We start from the raw sequence: 24945 nt of genomic DNA on the forward strand, positions 1-24945 counted from the left end.
GTTACGAATTATCAATTACGAACGCCATTACGAAAGCGTGATCGGAATGATTGCAGCATCCGTAATACACGAAGTTTTAATTGGCATTATACCATGACCTGGTGTGATGTTATTATTAACGCTTCGTATTTCGTAATGGGTAATTCGTAGTTTTATATATCTTCCCTAAGACAAACTTATGTTACATGCGAATTGGGCTTGATATGATGGGTGGCGATTTTGCCCCCCAGGAAGCAGTAAATGGAGTAAAATTATTCTTAGCAACGGCTGAAGCCAACGCACATTTGGTACTGATAGGAGATGAACAGGCAGTTGCGCCCTTACTATCCGCAGCGCAAATAGACCCATCTGCCTATACTATTATCCATGCCTCCGAAGTGATAGGCATGCATGAGCACCCTACCAAAGCACTCAAAGAAAAACAGCAATCCTCCATTGCTATCGGATTTCATCTTTTAAAGAATGGTAAGATAGACGCATTCATCAGCGCCGGTAACACAGGCGCCATGATGGTGGGCACTTTCTATTCCATCAAAGCTATTGACGGCGTGCAACGGCCTACCATCAGCACCCCCCTCCCCAAAGAGGACGGGTCTTATGGCGTGCTGCTGGACGTAGGCATCAATGCAGACTGTAAACCGGAAAACCTGGTGCAGTTTGCCATACTGGGCTCCCTCTATGCCAAACACATCCTGCAGCGGGAGGATCCTAAAGTGGCGCTGCTGAACATAGGTGAAGAGCCAGGCAAGGGCAACCTGCTGGCACAGGCTACCTATCCCCTGCTAAAAGAACACCCGCAGCTAAACTTTGTTGGTAACGTAGAAGGCCGCGACCTTTTCCATACCCAGGCCGATGTGGTTGTTTGTGAAGGCTTTACCGGCAACGTAGTGCTGAAACTGGCAGAATCGTTCCATGATATTGCTGTAAAACGCAACATCAAGGATGATTACTTTAAACGTTTTGACTTTGAAAGTTATGGCGGCACCCCCGTGCTGGGCGTATCCCACCCGGTGATCATCGGGCATGGCATATCCAAAGGCGAGGCGTTTAAAAATATGATCATATTGAGCCAGCAGATGATAGAGAGCAAGCTGATGGACCGGATCAAGGAGAGCTTTGCTAACGGGAAATGAAGTTAGCGGTTAGCTATTAGCCGTTAGCTTTAGCACGAGGCGCCGACCTATTAATTCAAATGATATTAAAAAAAGCGAAGCAGGTGACTGTTTCGCTTTTTTGTTTTGGTATAGCTGGCATTATTTATTCGTCACCATCAGCGGCAACTTTACAAAGAACGTAGTCCCCACGTTCAGCCTTGTCTCAAACCATATCTCGCCACGGGCCTGCTCCACAATATTCTTACACATGGCCAGCCCGAGGCCGGTGCCGGAGTTTTTGGTGGTGAAATTGGGCACAAAGATACGGGACTGTATCTCCGGCGAAATACCTTCGCCATTATCCTGTACGCTTACGATCACCCACTGTTTATCCGCGGTAATGCTCATATGCATCACGATATGGCCGGCGCGGCTTTCCGGGATGGCCTGGATGGCATTCTGCAACAGGTTGGTGAACAGGCGGTTCATCTGGGTCTTATCCGCATATACATACCATTGATGCGGCGGTTCCTCGTACAGTATTTCGCAGCCTGGCTGGCCCTGGTACAGGGCGTGCAGGGAATGTACCACTTCGTTGAGCAACAGTACCTCGTTCACCGCCTCGCCTATACGGGAAAAAGCGGAGAAATCTGAGGCGATGTTGGACAGGTGCTCTATCTGCTCTACCAGCGTATGGGCTACATTGTTAGTAAGCTCCTTTACGTTAGGGCTGTCATTGCCAACGGCGCGCTGCAGGTATTGTATACTTAGCTTCATGGGCGTTAGCGGGTTCTTGATCTCGTGGGCTACCTGCCGGGCCATTTCGCGCCAGGCCCCTTCCCTTTCGCTTTTGGCCAGCCGGGCGGCGCTTACTTCCAGCTTACGCACCATTTTGTTGTATTCCTTCACCAGGGCGCCTATCTCATCATCCTTATCCCATTCTATCTCATCATTACGCTGGCCCAGGTTTACATGGCGCAGCTTTTCCGTTACCAGCGAGAAAGAGCGGGTGATGGAATTGGTAATGAGCAATGCCAGCATACCAGCTATAAGGAAGATAAATGCGTTGAAGTTGATAAGCGCTACCAGGAAGTTGGAGATCTGCTGGTTCAGCTCTGTTTGCGTAGCAAAATAGGGCACGTTCAGGTAGGCAAACACCTCCCCCACCGGGTTACGGAGCGGCACATAACCGGAAAGGTAACGCATACCGCCTATCTTCTCTTCCTGTATGAACTGGATCCGGTTAAGGCGGAACATATGGAAATAGGCCGTAGGCTGTATCTTGCGGGACAGCAGCCCTTTCTCCGTCATCAGGGGCTGGGTGCTGACCAGCAGGTTGCCATCCCGGTCATAGATGTTGATATCCAGGGCGCGGTCTTCCGCAATATCGCTGATGGAAGACTGCAGGCCGGACTGGAATACGGGATCATACATATCCTCCAGCTCGTTGAACATACGCTGGGTATAGAACTCCTTTTCCACGTCCTGGGCCACCTCGTTCATGGTTTTGCTAAGGCGCTCCCGGTTCTCGGATTCTGAGCGGTTTATAAAAAAGAGGATGGTCGTCACCCCCAGTATGATAAAAGCAAATACCACCACAAAGATCACCGTGCCATGCACTTTTCTACGGATACTTACATCCATCAGGGCGCGCAGCGGGCCTATGCGCATACGCGCTTTTACCAGCAGGCCCAGTAGCTTATATATAACGATGATGAGCAGGAACAGGCAGAACATCCACGCAAACAGGGTGATGAACTCTATAAAGCTGCGGCTTTCCTTTACCACCATCACCACCTTGTCTTTAGATGCCTTGTATACCAGTACGGAATGGTGGTTTACGGTCTCTTCGGAAACATCTGTTGCCGGGATATCGCTGGCATAGAGTTTAATGGGGAACGGGAAATCATTGTTATTGCTTACCAGGATGCCTTTGTCGTAGATCGCATAGGAATAGGCCGCAGCCGATTCTTTTTCCGGATCGCTGAGCTCACCGTCTATCAATAGCTCCGGATATAACTTCTGCGGATTCACGACTGCCGGCGTTAGCTCATACACCAGGGAGCCGATGATCAAACTATCCTTACGGAATACCTTGTTACCGATATAGCTATAGTCGTTAAAACTGCGCTCATTGTAATAGAGATCACCCTCTGTACCTATCTGGTCAGACTCCTGCAGGATGCGGGGATTAAGCGAATAGATGCTGGAGGTGTCCGAGGTATAGATGGGATACCCGTTCTCATCAAAAAAATAGAAGTCTATTTTAAAACGGCTCAGGTATCCTTTAAAATATTTCTGCTGCAGCTCGTTCTCCAGCAGATCGCGGGGCAGCTGGCTGGCGCTTTTATGATCCTGGAAGAACAGCTGTATAAGATCATCATGCTCCGCGCTGCGGTTCACATCATTTAGCAGCATTTCCAGGTAAGGATCACGTTGTTTGGAGAGGTTGATGGCCAGGCGTTCCCGTACGGTGAGCTCTTTTTTATTATTGTAGTATACCAGTACCGCAGAGGTAGTGATAGTGAGCAGCACCAGCCAGAAAACAAAAGGCACGGTGCCCAGCTTGTTCTCAAAGCGGTGGGTGAACATATCCAGCAGGGCTACATACAACAGCAGCCATACCACCATTACGATAAAATAAGGCAGCTCCGGATTGTGGAGGCGGAAGACCAGCCATAACACGCCTACCGCGGCCAGGAAAATATACTTGGTCCGGTGCCGGAAATGCGTGAGCTCATTCAACAGGAAGTTGATGATCTGCGAAAAGAACAGGAAGCTAAAGGCGATAAAGCCCAATATGATAAAGCCGGTAACGCTGTATTCGTTGAGGCTGAAGGGGTTGGTCACATCAAAAGAGATCCTGGAGTCTATTACCAGGCTTTGTATGAGCTCTGACAGGAACTGCCCAACGATGAACATGAGCAGGCTGGAAAGGCTGATAACGGCCCATAGCTGCCATTTTTCCCGGAGGGGTGGCGCGTTGATGGTCTTTACGTGCTCACGGAAAAAGAGCAGCATCCAGAAAGTGAGCAGTACATTCAGCAGCAGATCACCCAGGGAGTGGAAGATCTCGTCCTTGGCGTAGATGTAGGGCGTGAAGATATTCAGCGCCCGCAGGTTGAACGGGAAAGGATACAGGTAGCTCATGATCCTGAGCGTAAGCACGGTGAACAACAGGAACAGGAACCCGATGAGGGGGTTTTTATTCCTGGCCAGCAGCGTGGCAAAAAGGTTGATGAAGATAAGCACACAGATACAGCCCAGCACCCGCAGTATTACGCTGAGCAGGTTAGGCGGGCTGGTATCGAGGGCCGCATCATAATGGAGGTAAAACAGGATGATATCCTTATTGTTAAGCACCGGTATGCCCGGCGGGCGCATATTAATGGTGTATTCCCTGCCCAGGGCGGGTTTGTCAAAGAAATGATCTACCAGGTAGTCGTTGCTGATAGTATACTCCATCATCACCGGCGCCAGCCCTATCAGATAGCGCTGGTGACCGGCGGGACCGGGCACTTTACGGCAAATTTGCTCATAGTAGCCGTTCTTGAGCTTTACAAAACCGGAGCCTTCGCGGAGGGGCACCTGGTCTTCCGGCTGTACCAGGTTAGTGCTCCAGAACAGCAGCCAGCGGCCGGCGGCGCTGCTATCGTAAGCATATACGGAATAATCCTTGTTATAGATGGACTTCAGCTCTTCCTCGCTGTAGTTACGGCTGAATATATGGTTCATACGCAGGGAGTCCTGCGTAAGCTCTTCGAACGACTGCTCCCGCTGGTGCAGGCTTTTTTCGAGGCTGCGTTTTACGCCCTGCGGGGAGGAGTAATAAGACCAATAGTTACTGAACAGGAAGGCGAAGGTGAAAAGCCATGCGGCAATGATCAGCAGGTAGCCGTGCCGGAGGAAAAAGATCCTTATTTCTTTAATGTCGAGCATTAATTCTTGATGTGCAGATGTGCAAATGTGCGGATTTGCAGATGTGTAAACGTAAAACTGCAGAACCAGGGCTTACGGGCGCCGCCTTTTTGCATCTGCACATCTCCTCATTTGCACATCTGCACATGCTATTTTTCAGTTTGTTTGATATCATTCCAAAGCTCATCCATCTCTGCAAGTGTCATGCCGGAAAGTTCGCGGCCTTTATTGCCGGCAAGGGTCTCCATTTGCTGGAAACGGCGGATGAACTTTTTGTTGGTGCGTTCCAGGGCATTTTCCACGTCCACCTTCAGGAAACGGGCATAATTGACCAGGGAGAACAGCAGGTCGCCGAATTCGTCTTCTATTTCCTGCTGATGGCCGGCCTGGATGGCCTCATCCAGCTCGCCCATCTCCTCTTCTACCTTAAGGCGCACCTGTTCTGTATTATCCCATTCAAAACCTACCTGCTTAGCTTTCTCCTGCAGGCGCATGGCCTTTACCAGGGCAGGCAGGGATACGGGTACGCCGCCTAAAACGGAGGTCTTGCCTTCTTTCAGCTTCAGCTTTTCCCAGTTCTGCTTTACCTGCTCTTCGTTCTCCACTTTTACATCGCCATAGATATGCGGGTGGCGGTGGATGAGCTTATTACAGATGCCGGTGATCACATCCTGAATAGTGAACTGCTGCTGTTCCGCGCCTATTTTGGCGTAAAATACAATATGCAGCAGCAGGTCGCCCAGCTCCTCTTTTATACCTTTAAAGTCGTTGTCTGTGATAGCGTCTGCCAGTTCATACATTTCCTCGATGGTGAGCTGCCGTAAAGATTGCAGGGTCTGTTTCCGGTCCCAGGGGCATTTTTCCCGCAGGTCGTCCATGATCTGCAGTAATTGCTCAAAGGAGGCGTTTTGTAGCATTTCCATGGGTTAAAAATAGGGAAAATTGTGAGAGCCGGGGGATGCAACCGTAGCTGCCCGGCTGCGTCTTTAACAGGGCGGCCCTCAGAGGACAGCCACAACCCTTCATTTTAACCCTTTTTATGCTGACAACACACTTTAAAACGGCCTGGCGCTACCTCCGGAAGGAGGGCCATTTCACGTTACTGAACATCTGCAGCCTCTCTACAGGGCTGGCCTGTGCGCTGCTGATCTGGTTGTGGACAGCCGATGAGCTGGCGGTGGACCATATCTTTGCCCATAATGACCGGCTGTACCAGGTGATGAAGAACGCCCGGGAGCCGGATGGGCATATCCAGACCTATAGCATGACCCCAGGCCCGCTGTCACAGGCGCTGGCTGCAGATATGCCGGAGGTCGAATTTGCCACGGGCGTATACGTGCCCGCTAAACAGACCGGGGTGCTCACGGCCGGGGATACGCATCTGCGGGTAAAGGAGCAGTATGTTGGCCCGGATTTCCTGCAGGTATTTTCATATCCCCTATTGGAGGGCGACCGCCTGACCGCATTACGGGAGCCCACGAAGGTCGTTATTACAGATGCGCTGGCCCTGAAACTGTTCCATACCACCCGGGGGGTGGTTGGCAAAAGCGTAACCTGGAATAATGACCCTTACAGCGGTACTTACCTGGTTGCCGGCGTTGTTAAAAGCCCGCCCGCCAATGCTACCGCCCAATTTGAGATCCTTTTCCCATATGCGCTGTACCTGCGGCATGAGGCTAACGCCTCTGCCTGGACCAATAGCGAGCCCAATACCTATATCCTGCTGAAGGCGGGGGCCAGTCAGGCATTATTCAGCAAAAAACTGGGCAGCTACCTGCAGGCAAAAACCGGCGAGGCCTATCAATCGTTATTCATACGCCCGTACAGCAGCAGCTACCTGTATGGCAGGTATGTGGATGGGGTACAGGCGGGCGGCCGTATAGGGTATATCCGGTTGTTTATGCTGGTGGGCATCTTTATCCTGGTGATCGCGTGCGTAAACTTCATGAACCTGTCAACCGCGCGGGCGGCAGGGCGAAGCAAGGAGGTGGGCATCAAAAAAGCCGTAGGCGCGCGCCGGGGCACGCTGATCCTGCAATACCTGGCGGAATCTGTTTTGCTGGCCTTCCTGTCGCTGATCATTGCCCTGCTGCTAACCTTATTATTGCTATGGCCTTTGCACCAGCTTACCGGCAAGCAGCTTAGTCTGCCGCTGAATGCCGGTATGCTGCTGTTCCTGGTGGGTATTACACTATTCACAGGGCTGCTGGCGGGCAGCTATCCGGCGTTTTACTTGTCCGGCTTTGCCCCGGTACGGGTATTAAAAGGCCCTATAAAAACAAGCGCACGCGAGTTATTAGTGCGGAAAGGCCTGGTCATTTTTCAGTTTGTTATTTCTGTTATACTGATCGTTGCCGTATTGGTGGTATATCAACAAGTATCGTTTATCCATTCCAAGAACCTGGGCCTGCATAAAGACCATGTGATCGTACTCCAGAAAGACGGCGCGCTGGCCAACCATACCACACCGTTCCTGGAAGCTGCCAGCAGCATTAACGGGGTCGTGCATGCATCTGTATTTGGGCGTGCGCTGACCAATAACGGCACCGGCACGCAGGGCATAAGCTGGGAGGGCATGTCGCCGGACCAGGCAGTTACCTTCAAATACCTTTTTGTGGGATACGGTTTTATTGAGACCATGGGCATACGGATGCTGGATGGACAGCCTTTTACCCGGGGCGGGGACAGCATGCAGATCATCTTTAATGAAGCCGCTATTAAGGCCATGGGATTAAAGGACCCTATAGGCAAGACCGTTACCCAGTGGAAGGAAAAGAAACGGATCGTAGGCGTGGTAAACGATTTTCATTTTGAATCGTTGTACGAACCGGTAAAGCCGTGTTTTTTTATACTTGCGCCACAGTCGCCAGATGCGGGAAATATTGCCATCCTGCTCAGGGCCGGCAGTGAAAAGGCCACGCTGGCACAGCTGGAGCAATTATATAAACAATATAACCCCGGTTTCCCTTTCAGCTTTAAATTCCTGGACCAGGATTATCAGTTACTGTATACCTCTGAAAACCAGGTGGCGGTATTGTTCCGGTATTTTGCCGCTATTGCTATTGTTATCTGTTGCCTGGGACTATTGGGCCTGGCTGCATTTACCGCGCAAAGGCGGCAAAAGGAGATCGGCATCCGCAAGGTACTGGGCGCCACGGCCGGCAATATCGTACTGCTGTTATCAAAAGACTTCCTGACGCTGGTGCTGATCTCCTTACCGATCGCATTCCCGGTGGCCGGCTGGATGAGCTATAACTGGTTGCAGCATTTTGCCTATCGCATTTCCCTGGGAGCAAGCGTATTCCTGATCACCGGAGCCGCCATTGTACTGATCACATTGCTAACGGTTAGCCTGCAGTCTATAAAAGCGGCGCTGGCCGATCCGGTAAAAAGTTTGCATACAGCGTAAAGGAACTGGCTTCCTTTGGATACAAAAGCCGGCATTCCAGGCAGGATGCCGGCTTTTTGTTATTCAGACGGGAGAAACGGCGAAATGCCGGCAGCGGGATTGCAATGGACAACGGTAAACAAAACGGCGGATAATTTGCATGGAGTTTTCCGAACTTTGGGACAGGGGGTATTGTTATGTCTAATACCTGTGGAGAATCACCACAAACGGGCATACAGGGCTCCCTGTTAACAACTTTCGGTTGCTGGAACAGCCAATTTAAGTACATTTGCGCCGGTTTTTAAAAGAGGCCTTAGTTTTTAATTATTCATTATTAGTTAATTCATGAATACCAAACACATTGCACTGATTTCTGCGGAATTAGGTATCTCAGCCAGACAGGCAGAAAATACCATGAACTTGTTGGCAGAGGGCTCTACGGTGCCCTTTATCAGCCGCTACCGGAAAGAGGTGACCGGCAGCCTGGATGAGGTGCAGATAGGCCGGATTGAGGACCTTAAAAAGCGTTACCAGGAAGTAGATGACCGTCGTGAGTTCATTATCAAGACCATCACCGAACAGGAGAAAATGACCCCGGAGCTGCTGGGTAAACTGGAAGCCAGCTGGAACCTTACAGAGCTGGAGGACATGTACCTGCCTTACAAGCCCAAACGCAAAACCCGGGCTACCCAGGCTATTGAAAAAGGCCTGGAGCCGCTGGCAAAGATCATCTTTGAACAGCTGGAAGGCTCGCCGGAAACACTGGCCGAACAATATATCAATGATAAAGTAGCTTCTTCTGACGAAGCCCTCAAAGGCGCCCGCGATATCATTGCGGAATGGGTGAATGAGAACGCGGAGGTACGTGATAAACTGCGTAAGCTGTTCACACACACTGCCGTACTTACCTCCAAGGTGGTAGAAGGCAAAGAAGAGGAAGGCAATAAATACAAAGACTATTTCGATTTCCAGGAAGAGCTGCCTAAGATCCCTTCCCACCGTGTAATGGCTATCATGCGCGGCGAATCAGAAGGCTTCCTGTTTGCCAGCATTACGCCGGTAGAGGACGAAGCGCTGGAGATCATCAATAAACAGTTCGTAAAAGGCAGCAGCGCCCACCGCGAACAGATGAACAAAGCGATCGCAGACTCTTATAAACGCCTGCTGCGCCCCTCTCTGGAGAACGAGTTCCGCGGTCTTACCAAAGACAAAGCAGATACCGAAGCCATTGACGTATTTGCAGAGAACCTGCGCCAGTTGCTGCTGGCCGCCCCGCTGGGCCCCAAAGCCGTTATTGCCGTGGATCCCGGCTACCGTACCGGCTGTAAGATCGTAGCGCTGGATGAGCAAGGCAATATGCTGGATAACGACGTGATCTTCCCCCTGGAAAAGAACTATAAACGCGATGACGCGGAAGCCCTGCTGAAAAGATGGGTAAAGCTATACAACACCGCCGCCATCGCCGTAGGTAACGGCACCGCGGGCCGCGAAACAGAAGAGTTCCTGAAGAAGATAGACTTTGGCGCCAAGATCAATGTATTCATGGTGAATGAAAGCGGCGCTTCTGTATACTCCGCTTCTGAAGTAGCCCGTGAAGAGTTCCCGGATTATGATGTGACCGTACGTGGCGCAGTATCCATCGGCCGCAGGCTGATAGATCCGCTGGCAGAGTTGGTGAAGATCGATCCTAAATCCATAGGCGTGGGCCAATACCAGCACGATGTAAACCAGTCTCACCTGAAACAGAGCCTGGACCGCGTAGTGGTAAGCTGCGTGAACATGGTAGGCGTAAACCTGAACACGGCATCCAAACACCTGCTGGCCTATATCTCCGGCCTGGGCCCTTCCCTGGCAGAGAATATTGTAAAATACCGTAAGGAAAACGGCGCATTCCGCAACCGCGCGTCGTTGAAGAAAGTGCCCCGCCTGGGTGAAAAAGCGTTTGAACAGTGCGCCGGCTTTTTACGTATAGAGAACGGTGATAACCCGCTGGACAACTCTGCCGTGCACCCGGAACGTTACCCGCTGATAGAGGCCATGGCCGCACAACAGCACTGCAGCGTAGCCGAACTGATAGGTAAAGATGACCTGCGTAAGAAGATCAACCTGAAAGAATATGTAAACGAAGAAGTGGGTTTGCTCACGCTGGAAGACATCCTCAAAGAACTGGATAAACCCAGCCGTGATCCCCGTGATGAGATCGCGATCTTTGAATATGCAGAAGGCATCCGTACCATGGAGGATGTGAAACCCGGCATGGTGTTGCCCGGCGTGGTGACCAACATCACGAACTTTGGCGCTTTTGTGGATATAGGCGTTAAACAGGATGGCCTGGTGCATATCTCCCATCTTTCCAGCAAGTTCGTTGGCAACCCCAATGAAGTGGTGAAGCTGAACCAGAAAGTAACGGTAACGGTATTGGAGATAGATCCTTCCCGTAAACGTATCTCACTTTCTATGAAGGATAGCGAAACGCCTGGGGCGAGTGGGAATAACAGCGGCGGCGGGCAGCGCAGGGAAAGAAAGGATAATAATAGTGGCGGTGGTAAACCGGCTGGTGGGAATAAGGCAGCGGCAGCGCCGTTGAATGATTTTCAGGCGAAGCTGGCGGAGTTGAAGAAGAAGTTTAATTAATAGCTGTTAGCAATAAAAAAGCCCGCCGGTGTTATACATCGGCGGGCTTGCTGTTTATATAGCATTATGCTTTTTTCAGCAACACCTCCAAAAAACCGCCTATCTCCTCCCCCTCCAATATCGCATCTACCCGCGTCATATTGATCGCCTGGCGGGGCATAAAATCCACTTCTGCGGTAACCGGTTCCTGCACAATGGTATATCCACCAGCAGCAGCAATCGCACTGAGGCCCAGCGCCCCATCCGCATTGGCGCCGGAGAGCACAATACCTACCAGCGCGGGGCCAAAGATATCCGCGGCAGATTCGAAAGTAACGTCTATACTCGGGCGGCTGTAGTTGATCTTTTCGGAGGCATCCAATGAAAAGGTGCGCTCGTTCTCCAATAGCAGGTGATAGTCTGGCGGAGCTATGTATACGATGCCTGGCATAATACTTTCCTTATCCTCTACTTCCTTTACCAGCAACGGGGTTTGGGTGGATAGCAGATCTGCCAGGATAGAGTCTGCTGATTTACTGCGGTGTACGATGATCACGAACGCGACATGCGTGAGCTGCCGCGCTTCGGACACGATGCGCAGGATCACATCCAGGCTGCCTGCAGAGCCGCCGATGACCACCATCCGGTATTTGCTTACATCACTTTCCGCCATATCCTTTCTTTGTTTTCCAGTTGTTTAAATTTACGGGCTATGCCGGAGAAACGTATATTTTCTTTGGAGCCCAGGACCAGGAAACCCAGTTTTTCCAGGCTCTCATCAAACAGATCCAGTACTTTATCCTGCAGGTGTCTATCAAAATAGATGAGCACATTCCGGCAGAAGATGAGCACAAACTCATTGAACGAACGGTCTGATACCAGGTTGTGGGTAGATATGATCATCTTGGATTTCAGACGGTCGTCGAATTTGGCCCAGTTGTATTTGGCGGTATAGTATTTAGAGAATTCGTTCTTTCCACCGGAGAGGATGTAGTTCTCTGAATACTGCTTCATTTCGCTGAGGGGGAACACACCTTTACGGATGTTCTCTATGGCAGAGGGGTTCAGATCAGTAGCGTATAACAGCGATTTATGCAGCAGGTTGGCCTCCTCCAGCAGGATGGCCATGGAGTATACCTCTTCCCCGGTAGCGCAGCCGGCGTGCCAGATGCGGATAAAGGGGTGGGTAGCCAGTACGGGCAGCACCTGCTCACGCAGGGTTTTGAACATAGTGGGGTCGCGGAACATCTCTGTTACGTTCACCGTCAGCTCTTCTACGATGCGGGGCAGATATGCAGGATCCTGCCGCAGGCGGTACAGCAGTTCTGCAAAGCTGGGGAAACGGTCTATGATCATGAGGCGGTTCACCCTTCTTTTGAGGGAGGCCCTGGCATAGTTGGTGAAGTCGTAGCCGTAGGTACGGAACAATTCATCCAGCAGCAGGTCCAGCTCTTCGTCCCTTACGTTATTGGCTTCTACGTGCTTCATACGTACTGTTTCAGGATGCCTTGTAACTGATCGATATCTACCGGTTTTGAGAGATAACCATCCGCCCCGGCGGCCAGGCATTTCTCACGGTCGCCAGCCATGGCCTGCGCCGTTACCGCAATGACGGGCAGGTGTTTCCACTGCTCCGCCGCCTTAAGTTTGGGGATGGCCTCGTAGCCGTCCATATCAGGCATCATCATATCCATGAGGATAAGACCGATGTTATCCTGTGCCGTAAGGGTTGCAAAAGCCTCGTTCATACCTGCGGCTGTTACGCAGGCATAACCTCTTGCGCGCAGCACGGCGCTGAGGGCAAAGATGTTCCGGCTGTCATCATCTATGATGAGAATGGTCTTATTCATGCGTACATCCACTTTTGAGGTCAATTATTCATACAGCCATACCCGCAACAGGGAAATGAGCTGATCCACATCCACCGGTTTGGTGATATAATCCGACGCGCCTGCGTTGATACATTTTTCGCGGTCGCCGGTCATGGCCTTGGCCGTAACAGCGATCACGGGCAGCTTGCTGTACTTATGTATCTCGCGGATGCGGCGGGTCGCTTCGTAACCATCCATTTCCGGCATCATCATATCCATGAGCACCAGGTCTACGCGGGGTACTTCTTCCAGCTGGCGCAGGGCCTCTTTGCCATCTATGGCGGAGATCACCTTCATACCATACGCTTCCAGCGATTTGGTGAGGGAGAAGATATTCCGCACATCATCATCTGCCACCAGTACCACCTTGCCTTTCAGCACTTCGCTGAGGGCGCCCAGGCGGCGGTATTTGACTACGTTCTGTTCCCGTTTGTTTTCCTCTACCAGGTGCAGGAACAGGGATACTTCGTCCAGTATGCGCTGGTAAGAGTGCGCTGTTTTTACAACGATAGAGTCTGCATATTGTTTCAGCTTCATCTCTTCTACATAAGAGAGGTTGCGGCCGGTGAACACAATGATGGGGAGGTTCTCGTAGCCGGGCGTTTTCTTTACATCTTCCAGTATATTGTAAGACTGCTGCGCGGGTACGCCCATGTCCAGGATCACACAATCCACTTCACTACGGTCCAGGGCCTTGATGCCTTCGCCCACGGTATTCCTGATCTCTGCGCTTACGTTAAAGTTGCCGAGGAAATAAGACAACGCCTGTGCATGTTTCTCGTTCTCCTCTACTATCAATACTTTACGGGGAGAGCGGCTGAGGGCCTGTTCTATCTTCTCAAACACTTCGCCCAGCTTTTCTGTATCCACAGGTTTATTGATAAAGTCTACCGCACCGCGGGAGAGGCTTCTGTTCTTTACTTCGTACATGGACATGATGTGTACGGGAATGGGGCGTGTAGCCGGGTCCGATTTCAGCTCTTCCATCACTTCCCAGCCATTCTTTACGGGCAGCTGTATATCCAGCAGGATACCCATGGGCAGGAAGCTTTTAGCCAGTTCCACGCCTTCATCGCCACGTACGGCTACGATGCCTTTATAACCTTTTTGCCGGGTATAGTCCAGCAGGGAGCGGGCAAAAGTGGTATCATCCTCAATGATGAGGATCACTTTTTCGCCGGCGGCAATGGCGTTACGATCGTCTGGTATGGCGGCCGGTATAAAGGGCGCGGTATACCTGCTATGATCATTGTAGGCTTCTTTGGTATTTTCCGGATGGAACTGGAACTCTTCCAGTATAGGTTGTGCAATAGCGGAAGTAACGGCGGCATGTGTTTGTTGTATAGCCGCGCCTTTTTGCAGTGGCAGGTTAAGGGTAAAGACGCTGCCTTTTCCTTCTTCGCTCTGCAGGGTGATCTCGCCGCCCAGCAGTTTGGCCAATTCACGGCTGATGGACAGGCCAAGGCCGGAGCCGCCGTACTTGCGGCGGGTAGAGCCGTCTGCCTGCTGGAAGGCGTCGAATATGGTCTCCTGTTTATCCCTGGGAATGCCGATGCCGGTATCTTTTACTGCAAAAGAGATGGCGGTGGCCTCTTTGGCGATCTGCAACGTAACCTCGCCACGGGCGGTGAATTTGAGCGCATTGGAGATGAGGTTACGCAGGATCTGCTGCAGGCGCAGGCGGTCTGTCTCAATCATATTGGGCAGATCATCCGCCGCCTCTATACGGAAGCTAATGCCCTTATCTTTTGCCAGCGGATCAAACAGGGAGCGCATTTCCCGGATCACTTCATCCAGCGGTACATAGTCATATTCCAGCTCCATTTTGCCGGACTCTATACGGGAAAGGTCCAGGATCTCGTCTATAAGGGTAAGGAGGCCATTGCCGGAGCTCTGGATCACGGTAGCATATTCTACCTGCTCCCCGGAAAGATTGCCGCCATGGTTCTCTGACAGCAGGCGGGAAAGCAGCAGGATGGAGTTCAGCGGCGTGCGCAGCTCATGCGACATATTGGCCAGGAACTCTGATTTATAACGGGTGCTGAGGGCCAGCTCTTCTGCTTTGCCCTGGATCTCGAAATTACGTTCCAGGATCAGCTCATTCTTTTCTTCCAGCAGGCGGCTGCGTTCTTCCAGCTCCTGGTTGGCCTGTTGCAGCTCTTCCTGCTGTACGCGCAGCTCCTCTTCTGAGGCCTGCAATTTCTGCGACTGGGCTTCCAGCTCTGTGTTGATGTTTTCCAGCTCGCTATGCTGGGCCTGTAATTCTTCTGACTGCGCCTGTGTTTCTGCCAGGAGGTCCTGGAGGCGCTGATGGTCGTGCGCGCTATGGATGGCCAGGCCTACATTGTAGGAGACCGCTTTAAAGAACTCCCGGGTTACGGGGCCAAAGCTATCCAGAGACGCCAGTTCCATTACGCCTTTGAGCAGGCGCTCATGGTATACGGGGATGGCAATGACGGTATCCGGCTGTATGCGGCCGCTGGTATTGTTGATGGTCCATTGGGCGTCTGCCACATTCTCCAGCAGCATTTCCTTACCGGAGGCCGCGCTTTGGCCGGCCAGGCCTTCGCCTATGGTAACCTGGGCGGGCGTACGCTCTTTATCCAGCCCATAACCAGCTACCAGGCCCAGGGTATCTTCATTTTTGAGGAGATAGAAAGCGCCTGCCTGTGCACGGGCATATTCCGCAATGAATTGTATAGCCTGTGAGGTGATCACATCCGGGCGTTTTTCGCCGATGAGCATTTCATTCAGGTTGGCCACGCCGGTTTGCAACCATTCTTTATCAGACAGGATATTGAAGGAATGCTGCAGGGATTCCGCCATTTTATTAAGGGAGCCGGCCAGGGAGCCCAGTACGTCCTTACCTGCATCACCCACCCGGATGGCATAGTCGCCACCGGAGATCTTATCTGCAATGCCCTGGATAAGGTGCAGGCGGCGGCTGGTATCCTCGTCCTTTTGCTGGAGGGCCAGCTGCAGCACTTTCCGCTTCTCGTAGTCTGAATTTACGCGCAGGAAGGATACAACCGCTACGAGCAGCGATAAGAAGGAAGCGATGACAATAAGGGTGGGCGTATACGCCGCAAATTGGTTGGCTTTATTGGTACGTTGCAGCAGCAGGGCCTGTTCGCGGTCCTGCATGACCTGTACCAAACGGCGGGAGCTCACCATCTGTTCGCGGCCGCGGTTCAGGTCTTCCACGGATGCGGCTGTGCCGCGCTTCCTGGCGTCAATGAGATCCTGCAGTTGCGCAAAACGTAGTGTGGTGGTACTGCGCAGCTCCTCAAGGGATGCTTGCTGAGAAGGGTTATCCAGCGTTAGTTCCTGCACCTCATCAATAAGATGCAGGGCCTCTTCACGGGCGCCGCTATAAGGCTCCAGGAACTCCTGCCTGCCGGTGAGCAGGAAACCGCGCTGGCCGGTTTCACCGTCCTTCAGTACAGAGATCACCCGCTCCAGTTTGTTGATGACACTGTTGGTATGATCTACCAGGCCCTGACTTTCCAGCAGGTTATGGATGCTCATGTAGGAAGCTATTGAGCTGATGATCACCAGGAAGAACGATAGCCCATAACTGACCAATAAATTCCTTTTGAAAGACTCTTTCATTGTGTGTATGATTTATCCCAGCGGTTCTGTTTGTACGATGACGGATTGTTTTACAGGCAGCAGCATTATAAAGGTGGCGCCCTCCCCTTCCCTGCTGCCGGCGGTTATAAGGCCGTTATGCTGTTGTATGATCTTTTTTACGATGGTAAGGCCAATGCCGGTGCCGTCGTATTCCCCTTTGCCATGCAAGCGCTGGAACATCTGGAAGATCTTTTCCAGGTACATTTCATCAAAGCCGATACCGTTATCCGCTATGTAGATACGGCAATACAGGCCTGTGGGTGCGGTGGTCCCCTCGAAGGAGGGCTCGTCTGTAAGCTCTGCCCAGATCTTTATCATGGGCGCGGTATCCTTACGGGAGAATTTGAGCGCATTGCTGATCAGGTTCTGGAAGAGCTGCCGCATCTGATCCGGGATGGCCTCTATCATGGGCAGCTCGCTGATGTGGAGCACCGCTTCTTTTTCCTTTACCACCACTTCCAGGTCTGCCATGGTTTCCTGCAGCACCAGGTTAAGGTTGCAGCTATTGAAACGCGGCGTATCAGACAGGCGGGAATAACTGAGCAGGTCGTTGATGAGGTTACGCATCCGCTCTGCGGACATGATCACCTTATTCATGTACTGGTAAGCGTCTGGTATGTTTTCGATAAAACGTTCCATGACCAGGCGGCTAAAGGTGATGATCTTACGCAGGGGCTCCTGCAGGTCGTGAGAGGCGATGAAAGCGTACTGTTGCAGCTCGCCGTTGCTGATCTCCAGCTCGCGGTTGGCCTGCACCAGCTCGCGGGTACGCTCCTCCACTTTTTGCTCCAGGGTTTCGCGTATATCGTTGAGCTCTTTTGTTTGCCGGTACAGGCGGGTGAAGGTCTTCACCTTCAGCAGCAGGATATCCGGGTCAAAAGGTTTGGTAACATAATCCACGCCGCCGGAGGTATATCCTTTGGTAATGAAGCGCTTATCGATATTTACGGCGGAGAGGAAGATGATGGGGATATCTTTAGAGCGGCTGTAACCGGTAATGGTCTCCGCCACTTCATACCCATCCATACCGGGCATCTGAACATCGAGGATAATCAACTCATATTCGTTCTTGAGAATCCTTTTAAGGGCCTCTTCTCCGGAAGCGGCGGTATCCACCTCGTATAGGTTAAGGCGGAGCAGGGCTTTTAACGAGTACAGATTTTCCTGTTTATCATCAACGATCAGAATCATAGTGAAAACGAAAAAGATTAGGAAACTATACAGGCAGGGACGCTGGTACTTAAGCGTTTAAGCGCTTCGGTAAGGCCGCTATGCGCATTGCCGGCTATTACTGAGATTATTTCTTCCAGATCACGCAGGTTGGCTGGTTTTGTAATATAACAAAGGGCGCCGTTCTGGAGGGCCTGTGTTATATCCCTGGGCTGCGAGGAGGTGGTATACATGATCACGGGGATCTGTTTGAGCCTGTCATCCTGCTGCAGTTCCGCCAGGCATTGGCGGCCGTCCATGCGGGGCATGTTCAGGTCCAGGAAAATAATATCCGGCAAAGCCTCGCTGTCCGATCTGAGCATCTCCAATGCCTCCTGCCCGTTGGTGGCCACACGGAAGCCGATGGACGGGTCCACCTGCTCCAATACCTCCTCAAAGAGGGCGGTATCGTCCGCATCGTCATCCACAAGCAGAAATGTAGTTTTAACCATAGCTATTCAATTGGCGCAAATTTAATTGTTCCTTCAGTAGCCTGCTACTGCTTTTCCAATTTTCTGATCTTTCGTAACCCGCGTTATTGCAGAGTCTGGAACGTATAGCCCACCCCGTGTTACCGATCACGCATTGAATATAGTGAGAAAAATAATTTCAGCGGAATTTCTGTTTCCATTCCAGGAGGCGTTGCGGGAAGGCGGTATCCTGGTTTTCCGCGTAGAGTTTTACGCGGCCGTTAACTGCTATACCTATGTAGATGATATCCCGGGTCATATTGATGGCGATGGCGGCTTCGTCTGAGGCGCAGTTATGCGGTTTGCAGCCGTCGTTGTAAAGGATCGTGCCATCCAGCTCTATGGGCGGGGCTACCTGCAGACGTTGGAGGAAGAGGGTGGTATCTTTTCCCAGCAGCTGGCGGTAGCGTTGGTTAAGGGGCTGTTTCTGCAGCAGCTCCACTTCGCCCGCGTAGTGGCCGGCATAGTCCTCGAAGCGGCTCCAGGACGTGATCTGGTTGGCAATGATGGTATCATTACCGGGGATCATGGTATCTGCGGATGGAATACTGGCGGAGTCAGGCAGACGCTGTTCCTGTTTACGGGGAACGGGTTCCTTACATGCACATAATTGCATGCATAGCAGTGAAGGCAACAGCTTTCTCATAGTCATGGTTGTGATGGTCGTCATTTTGTCTGTCATTTTCCGGGGGTTTAACAAGCGGGCAGTTTGCAGCGGCGACGGGCAGCCGGGTACAAATTTTTTATAGCTGCGGACATGCTGCAGCAAACTGCCTTTTACGGTGTAGAGGGATCGTTGGACGACCGGCCTTTAACGGTTATCTGCCTTTGAATGCAGGGGCCCTTTTTTCGATAAAAGCCTGCATACCTTCCTGCTGGTCTTCTGAGGCAAAAAGGAGGTAGAAGTTCTTGCGTTCGAAGTGCAGCCCTTCTTCCAGGGAGCTATCGAACGCCTTGAGCACTGCCTCTTTAGCCATTTTGGCGGCCAGCGGGCTCATAGCGGCTATTTCCGAGGCCAGTTTAACGGCTTCTTCCAGGTAGAGCTCTACCGGGGCAATACGGTTAATGAGGCCAGCCTGCAGGGCCTCTGTTGCGGTGATAAAACGGCCGGTGAGCACCATTTCCATGGCCAGGGCTTTTCCTACGGCCCTGGTAAGACGTTGTGTGCCGCCGGCGCCGGGCATTACCCCGATCTTTATTTCCGGTTGTCCGAAACGGGCGGTTTCGCTGGCTACGATCATGTCGCAGATCATGGCCAATTCGCATCCCCCTCCCAGTGCGAAACCGCTAACGGCTGCAATCAGGGGTTTCTTTGTTTTTTTGATGGTATCCCAGGTGCTGAACTGGTCGATATTATACATATCGATGGCGCTCTTGCCCGCCATTTGTGTGATATCAGCCCCAGCTGCAAACGCTTTTTCATTGCCACTTATTATGATAACGCGGACCTGTTCGTCTGCGTCCAGTGTCTGCAGGGCTGTTTTCAGCTCTGTCATCAGTTGCAGGTTCAATGCATTCAGTGCCTGGGGACGGTTCAATTGGATATGCGCAACATGGGTTGCGGCCTGTTGGTGTACGATTATATGTTCTGGTTGCATGGCTAAATTTACAGAATTACCGCCAATACCAATACCGCCATGAGCAGCCATATAATGCCAAAAGTAATACCGTAACCTATCGTTAATGCTACTGCTTTTGCCAGGGAGCGCCGGAATGACTGGCTATAGGTATTCCTTAAAGCAAATAACAGGTAGATCCAGGTCACGATGAGCGCCCAGCCCATAAAAGGATCTGAATCGCTGAACCAGTAGTCCAGCAGCATACCTATAAACATGACCACAAAGGCAAAGCAGTGGAAATGCAGGGAGAAGATAGCATGATCCGTATAGTACCAGCGTTTCCAGTTATAGACCACTTTTAGCCACAGGGCAAAAAGGGGCAACAGCAGGAACATCATTTTGGGATAGTTATGCTTGATATCCTCCATAAAGTCCCCGTTCTGGTAATGCTCATGCAGGTAGAGGGCCCGGCGGATGAACAGGCGTTTGCTCCAGTTATCCCGCTGTTCCTTGGGCAGGGCATTCTGCACGGAATCGTAATGGTGTTTGGTGCCGTATACGCTTACGGGGTCCAGCACGGCCGCGGCGCGGATCTTTTCCTGCCGTTTGGCTGCGGTGGCGGTATCTTTGGCCATTTCCGCGGAGTCCTGCGCGGTGAGCTCCATGCCGTCGTAGGCATGTTTGCGCACGCTGTCGTTCACGGCGCTCAGAATCTCCAATGCCGCGCGGGGATTGGCGACCACGTTGGTACGGGTACCGGTTTCCTTTTTATCCTTACCTTCCGCTGCTTCTTCCGTATGTCTGCTATGTGACAACATAGCCATGGTAAGGAAGAACACAAAAGAGATAAAAATGTATAATTTGACCGGATTTACGTATGATACGCGGCGGCCGGCCATGTATTCCTTTGTTAGCTTTCCGGGCCTGAATAACAGGTACTTAAGCGTAACGAGGAACTGGGAGTCGTAGTGGAGCACGTCTCCCACAAAATGTTTTACAAGGTGGCCAAAAGATTCATGCGGGACAGTATTTTCCTGTCCACAATGCGTACAATACCGTTCAGGAACTTCCGTTCCACAGTTCAGGCAGTGTTTATCCTGCCGTAAGTGTTGCGTTTTCAAAGATTTTAGGTTGCGGCTTAAAAATAACAAAAGATCATCAATACCCAAGGCGAATAAATCTTATATATCTGAAAAATTTTCAAATGATCTGAACGTTAGTATTTTTGTCACTGTTTAATTAAACTATGCATCACACTAGAAAGATCTGTTTACTGGGGCTTTGCCTGTTATGGTTTGCCGGGCGCGGTACGGCCCAATATTATTACCAGGACATCTACAATACCCGCCAGACGGCGGATAATATGTCTCTGCTGAAGGAGCACCAGGTACGGGTGCAACATGTTCAGAGCCTGGACGCGAATATGGACACGGATAATGATTTCAGGTGCCAGCGGGTGTTATCGCCCAATTACCGGCAAATGCGGTCCATTACCCAGTCCAGGGGCACGGGACTGTCTGTTATGACCTCCACCTTCTCCGGCAACGGGCGGCTTACCAAAACCACCGATAGTACGGAGAGCAGTATCAGTACGGTACAATACCGGTATGATACGGCCGGCCGGATCACGGATATCCAGACCGTTTCCCAGTCGCAGGCGCCGGGCGGGGGTAAGATCCGCATTACGGAAACCCGGTATTATATATATGACAGCCTGGGATACCTGGCCAGCATGATCCATAAAAAGAGCCTGGGCGGGGCGGACTCCACTACGGTGTTGTTTAAGACCGATAAACAGGGCCGGGTAACGGAGGAGCAGGAGTACGGGAAGAACCTGTACAGCCCCCGCATCTATTATAACTATGATAGCCAGGGAAGGCTAACGGATGTACTCCGTTTTAACCGTGCCAAGAAACGGATGCTGCCGGATTATATGTTTGAGTATGACGCGCAGCAACGGTTATCCCAAATGACCACGGTAAACGCGGAAACAGGGGATTATACGATCTGGCGGTATTCCTATACCCAGCAGGGACTGCCTGATAAAGAGGAGGCGTATGGAAAAGGAAGGGAGCTGTTGGGGATGGTGAAGTATAAGTATGAGATGAATACGAAGTAAACCATTGAATATAAGCAAAAAAAGGACACCAAACTGATGGTATTTTAGCAATATAGCTAATATATACCTCTACCGAACCTTAAGCGAACCTAAACCGAAGGAAAGGCTTTTGTGAAAAGAGGTAAAATAGTATCAAAATAGTAAGAGGCGGCTCAATGCAACGAGCCGCCTCTCTTTTATGGAAACCGGATAGTAACAGGAGTTTCCTTCCGGTGCTATTGTTTCACCAGCTTATGGGTGATGATCTTACCATTGTAAATCACTTTCAGCACATACATACCGGTAGGCAGGGTAGCTGCCGCAAAGGACTGTGTATGGGTACCTGCGGCTACGTTGCTATTCAGCAGTACCTGTACCTGTTCTCCCCTGCTGTTAAAGAGGGATATGGATACATGACCGGCTTCTTTTGTAGAGAAGCTTACGGTGGCGTTGCTACGTAGCGGGTTGGGATATACGCTTATCTGCAGGGCTTCGGCTTTGGCATCCTGCGCGGGCGCCAGTACCGCTGTTTTGCGGGCAGCAGCGCCTGCAACACCCCAGTTAAAGGCTTCCCAGCCCTGTGCTTCCGGACGGTCGCAGTTCATAGCCTGTTCGCCGTTCTCAGAAGATACGAACATACCATTGTTGCCTCTCAGGGAGATGGTGCCGTCTGCATTTTCGATCCAGTCGAACTGTTCCCATTCCTGTGGCATATCGCGGTTGCAGGTCATAGCCTGTTCGCCGTTCTCAGAAGAAACATACAGGCCGTTGTTGCTCAACGTGATTTTACCGTTACCGGCATCCTGTACCAGGAACTGGTTCCAGCCGCCTACAGCAGTAGCGTTACACCACATGGGGCCTACGCCGTTCTTGGAGCTTACGTACTGGCCGTTGAAGCCCTGCAGCCAGATGGTCTGGCCAATGGGCGCGCCGGTAGTATCCTGACCCGGATCGTCTCCCGGATCATCACCCGGATCAGTAGTGGTGGTAGTGGCAAACTGCATCCAGTTCAGGTTAAAGCCTGCGCTCAGCGCCTGGAAGCGGAGTGTTTGCACCCCTGCAGCCAGGTTCACGGTAGCGGTAACGGTGGTCCAGTTCTGCCATCCGCCTGTAGAAGGCGCGGTGGTAGTGGGCACCAGTACGGTATCTCCTTTTTTGAGCTGGAAAGTACCGCCGCCGCTTTCGCTGGCTACGCGGAACTGCACGGTGTAAGCGCCTGCGGTCTGTACATCCACTTTATATTCCATCCAGCTGCCGGCATCGATATAGCCAACGTCCTGGCCACCACCGGCGTCAGTGGTAGCTTCTGTCTGGATATTGTTCATGGCGGTGAAGTTCTCTGCCTCTACCGTGCCGGGTATGGCAATAGCCGTAGCCGGCGGAGGCGTGGTGCCACCGGCTTCAGGTTTCCACCAGTTACCGGAGATGAACAGCTGGCAAAGCAGGCTGTAAGAGTCACTATAGTAGCCGGATTTCTTTGTTTTCAGGAAGTTCCAGCCACTGTTCACGAATGCCTGGTTAGCGCTGTTAGCTACGGCAGCGGCTATAAAAGGTGCTACGAATACGGCTTCAGGATCAGAACCGGAAACAGTACCATTCAGCTGGTAACCATCGCGGATGCTGGCAGGGTTGCCGCCAGATTTCTGGATGATCCAGGTAGCGATCTTGTTAGAGATAGACTGGGCGCTGGCAGAGCCATAGAGGGCATAATCCATTACCACGCGCAGGGGCACACGGCAGGCATTGTAGTTATACTCATTGGTCTGCGGGCCTTCGTCAATAAAATTCTTGGGAGCCGGCTCCGGGGGATTCTTTACTACAAAGTCAGAGATCAGGCCTGTGGTAGGAGAATACTTGTTGCTGAACTGGGAGTACACGCTGTACAGGTTATTGATCAGGTTTAACCAGGTAGCATCATTTGTTTCCTGGTAAAAGGCGCGCATATGGCTCAGCATCCAGTCAGAAGGACGGGTATTGAGCGCGCTTTTGCTGTCCCAGTCGCCCAGGTTCAGGCGGTTGGTGGAGGTAACGTTAGCGGCTTTGATACCGTTGGTGATCATCTTTTTTGCTTCTGCCAGGTAATTGATAGCGCCGGTGGAGCCCCACTGGTAGTGCGCCAGGATGAGGGAGTAGGCGATATCGATATCACCATCCGTAGCAGAATCAAAATGGCCCTGGGCGCCAGTGTTATCGGCAACTACCCAACCCATCACGTTGTTGTTGATGGAGCTGTGATAAGCGCGGGCAACTTTAAAGAGGCCATCATAGATAGCGTGTGCATTGGGATCATGACCGGCCATTAATACGGTAATGACCATGCCATAACCCTGACCTTCAGAAGAGCCTAAGGGCGTGTAGCCTTCTGCGCTACCGCTGATCTCTCCTTTAATGTAATAACCTCCGGGCAGGGAGGACAGGTTGTTTTTCAGGTACTTGGACTTCCAGTAGTCGTAGAAGCTGGCCACGCTGGTGTTCATGTCTGCCTGGGAAACGTTGTTGGGCTTAATGCAGCCGGGATAGCTAACGGCTTGCGGGAAAGGCTTGTTCTGCGCTCTGGCGAACAAACTGACAATACATAGCAATCCTGCAGCCAGGACGGCATAGGTTTTTCTCATAGACGGTTCTATTTTAAGGGTTTATAGGTTTTTCGGTGCATCGGATATTGGTTCTACTGCTCGTTGGTCTTTACAGTTTTTCCAGATATAAGGCCCTGCTACTCGTACTACTACACTACTGCTCGTTATGGTTTTTCAAATACTCCGCCAGGCGGATATTATATCCACCTAAAGATAGGCATATAGTTTAAATCTTATATTAATATTCTGCAAATACATCATCCTTCATGCACCATACCCAGCGCTCTCCCGGCTCCGCAGAAGATATGACCGGGTGGCCTGACTGATGCTGGTGTTGCGACATATGCTGTGCCGGGGAATCATTGCAGCAGAGGGTAACGCCACAGGTTTGGCAGGTGCGGAGGTGCACCCAGCTGCCGTTGTGTTTTACACATTCTTCGCACTCATATTTTTCTGCGGTGACGATCTCCTTGAGGGCGGTGAGATGTTTACAAAGGTCCTGTTGTGCCATATGGA

17 protein-coding genes are annotated in these 24945 nt (G+C 51.5%); 4 read left to right on the top strand and 13 right to left on the bottom strand.

Features of this window, described 5'->3' with window-relative positions; all coding sequences use genetic code 11:
* Nucleotides 1-185 precede the first annotated feature (185 nt).
* Complete coding sequence (gene plsX / locus F0L74_RS26655) at nt 186-1133, top strand: phosphate acyltransferase PlsX (RefSeq protein WP_149840952.1); 948 nt, start codon at nt 186-188, stop codon at nt 1131-1133.
* 120 nt (nt 1134-1253) lie between these two features.
* On the opposite strand, the gene F0L74_RS26660 is transcribed toward plsX, so the two are convergent.
* A complete protein-coding gene (locus tag F0L74_RS26660; RefSeq protein WP_149840953.1) occupies nt 1254-5033 on the bottom strand; it encodes a sensor histidine kinase in 3780 nt (1259 codons plus the stop codon).
* Nucleotides 5034-5161: 128 nt separating this feature from the next.
* Nucleotides 5162-5935: a nucleoside triphosphate pyrophosphohydrolase gene (mazG, locus tag F0L74_RS26665; protein ID WP_246197821.1), complete on the bottom strand. Its 774-nt coding sequence runs from the start codon at nt 5933-5935 to the stop codon at nt 5162-5164.
* Between the two features lie 116 nt (nt 5936-6051).
* Here mazG and F0L74_RS26670 point away from each other — a divergent pair, with 116 nt between their 5' ends.
* Complete coding sequence (locus F0L74_RS26670) at nt 6052-8421, top strand: ABC transporter permease (protein ID WP_149840954.1); 2370 nt, start codon at nt 6052-6054, stop codon at nt 8419-8421.
* A 324-nt stretch (nt 8422-8745) separates the two neighbouring features.
* The gene (locus F0L74_RS26675) at nt 8746-11034 is read left to right on the top strand and encodes a Tex family protein (protein WP_149840955.1); all 2289 of its coding nucleotides are present in this window, start codon (nt 8746-8748) and stop codon (nt 11032-11034) included.
* 64 nt (nt 11035-11098) lie between these two features.
* On the opposite strand, the gene F0L74_RS26680 is transcribed toward F0L74_RS26675, so the two are convergent.
* The 9 genes from F0L74_RS26680 to F0L74_RS26720 form a co-directional block, all read right to left on the bottom strand.
* Complete coding sequence (locus tag F0L74_RS26680; protein ID WP_149840956.1) at nt 11099-11686, bottom strand: chemotaxis protein CheB; 588 nt, start codon at nt 11684-11686, stop codon at nt 11099-11101.
* Nucleotides 11668-12501: a CheR family methyltransferase gene (locus F0L74_RS26685; protein WP_213087086.1), complete on the bottom strand. Its 834-nt coding sequence runs from the start codon at nt 12499-12501 to the stop codon at nt 11668-11670. The genes F0L74_RS26680 and F0L74_RS26685 overlap by 19 nt, the downstream gene beginning before the upstream one ends.
* Entirely contained in the window at nt 12498-12863 is a 366-nt protein-coding gene (locus F0L74_RS26690) for a response regulator (RefSeq protein WP_149840958.1), read from the bottom strand. The genes F0L74_RS26685 and F0L74_RS26690 overlap by 4 nt, the downstream gene beginning before the upstream one ends.
* A gap of 24 nt (nt 12864-12887) precedes the next feature.
* Nucleotides 12888-16496: a response regulator gene (locus F0L74_RS26695; protein WP_149840959.1), complete on the bottom strand. Its 3609-nt coding sequence runs from the start codon at nt 16494-16496 to the stop codon at nt 12888-12890.
* Between the two features lie 12 nt (nt 16497-16508).
* The gene (locus F0L74_RS26700; RefSeq protein ID WP_149840960.1) at nt 16509-17708 is read right to left on the bottom strand and encodes a sensor histidine kinase; all 1200 of its coding nucleotides are present in this window, start codon (nt 17706-17708) and stop codon (nt 16509-16511) included.
* A gap of 17 nt (nt 17709-17725) precedes the next feature.
* Entirely contained in the window at nt 17726-18178 is a 453-nt protein-coding gene (locus F0L74_RS26705; RefSeq protein WP_149840961.1) for a response regulator, read from the bottom strand.
* Between the two features lie 157 nt (nt 18179-18335).
* The gene (locus F0L74_RS26710; protein WP_149840962.1) at nt 18336-18878 is read right to left on the bottom strand and encodes an Ivy family c-type lysozyme inhibitor; all 543 of its coding nucleotides are present in this window, start codon (nt 18876-18878) and stop codon (nt 18336-18338) included.
* A gap of 136 nt (nt 18879-19014) precedes the next feature.
* Nucleotides 19015-19794: an enoyl-CoA hydratase-related protein gene (locus F0L74_RS26715; protein WP_149840963.1), complete on the bottom strand. Its 780-nt coding sequence runs from the start codon at nt 19792-19794 to the stop codon at nt 19015-19017.
* Between the two features lie 8 nt (nt 19795-19802).
* A complete protein-coding gene (locus tag F0L74_RS26720; protein ID WP_213087087.1) occupies nt 19803-20876 on the bottom strand; it encodes a DUF3667 domain-containing protein in 1074 nt (357 codons plus the stop codon).
* Between the two features lie 125 nt (nt 20877-21001).
* On the opposite strand from F0L74_RS26720, the gene F0L74_RS26725 reads away from it, so the two are divergent.
* Entirely contained in the window at nt 21002-21874 is an 873-nt protein-coding gene (locus F0L74_RS26725; RefSeq protein ID WP_149840965.1) for an RHS repeat domain-containing protein, read from the top strand.
* A gap of 215 nt (nt 21875-22089) precedes the next feature.
* Here F0L74_RS26725 and F0L74_RS26730 read toward each other — a convergent pair whose 3' ends face one another.
* Nucleotides 22090-24468 carry a glycosyl hydrolase family 8 gene (locus tag F0L74_RS26730; RefSeq protein WP_149840966.1) on the bottom strand — a complete coding sequence of 793 codons (2379 nt, stop codon included), beginning with the start codon at nt 24466-24468 and terminating at the stop codon, nt 22090-22092.
* 199 nt (nt 24469-24667) lie between these two features.
* Nucleotides 24668-24940 carry a UBP-type zinc finger domain-containing protein gene (locus F0L74_RS26735; protein WP_149840967.1) on the bottom strand — a complete coding sequence of 91 codons (273 nt, stop codon included), beginning with the start codon at nt 24938-24940 and terminating at the stop codon, nt 24668-24670.
* Nucleotides 24941-24945: the final 5 nt, after the last annotated feature.

It is taken from the genome of Chitinophaga agrisoli, from assembly GCF_008386695.1.
In the GTDB taxonomy this organism is placed as follows: Bacteria; Bacteroidota; Bacteroidia; order Chitinophagales; family Chitinophagaceae; genus Chitinophaga; species Chitinophaga agrisoli.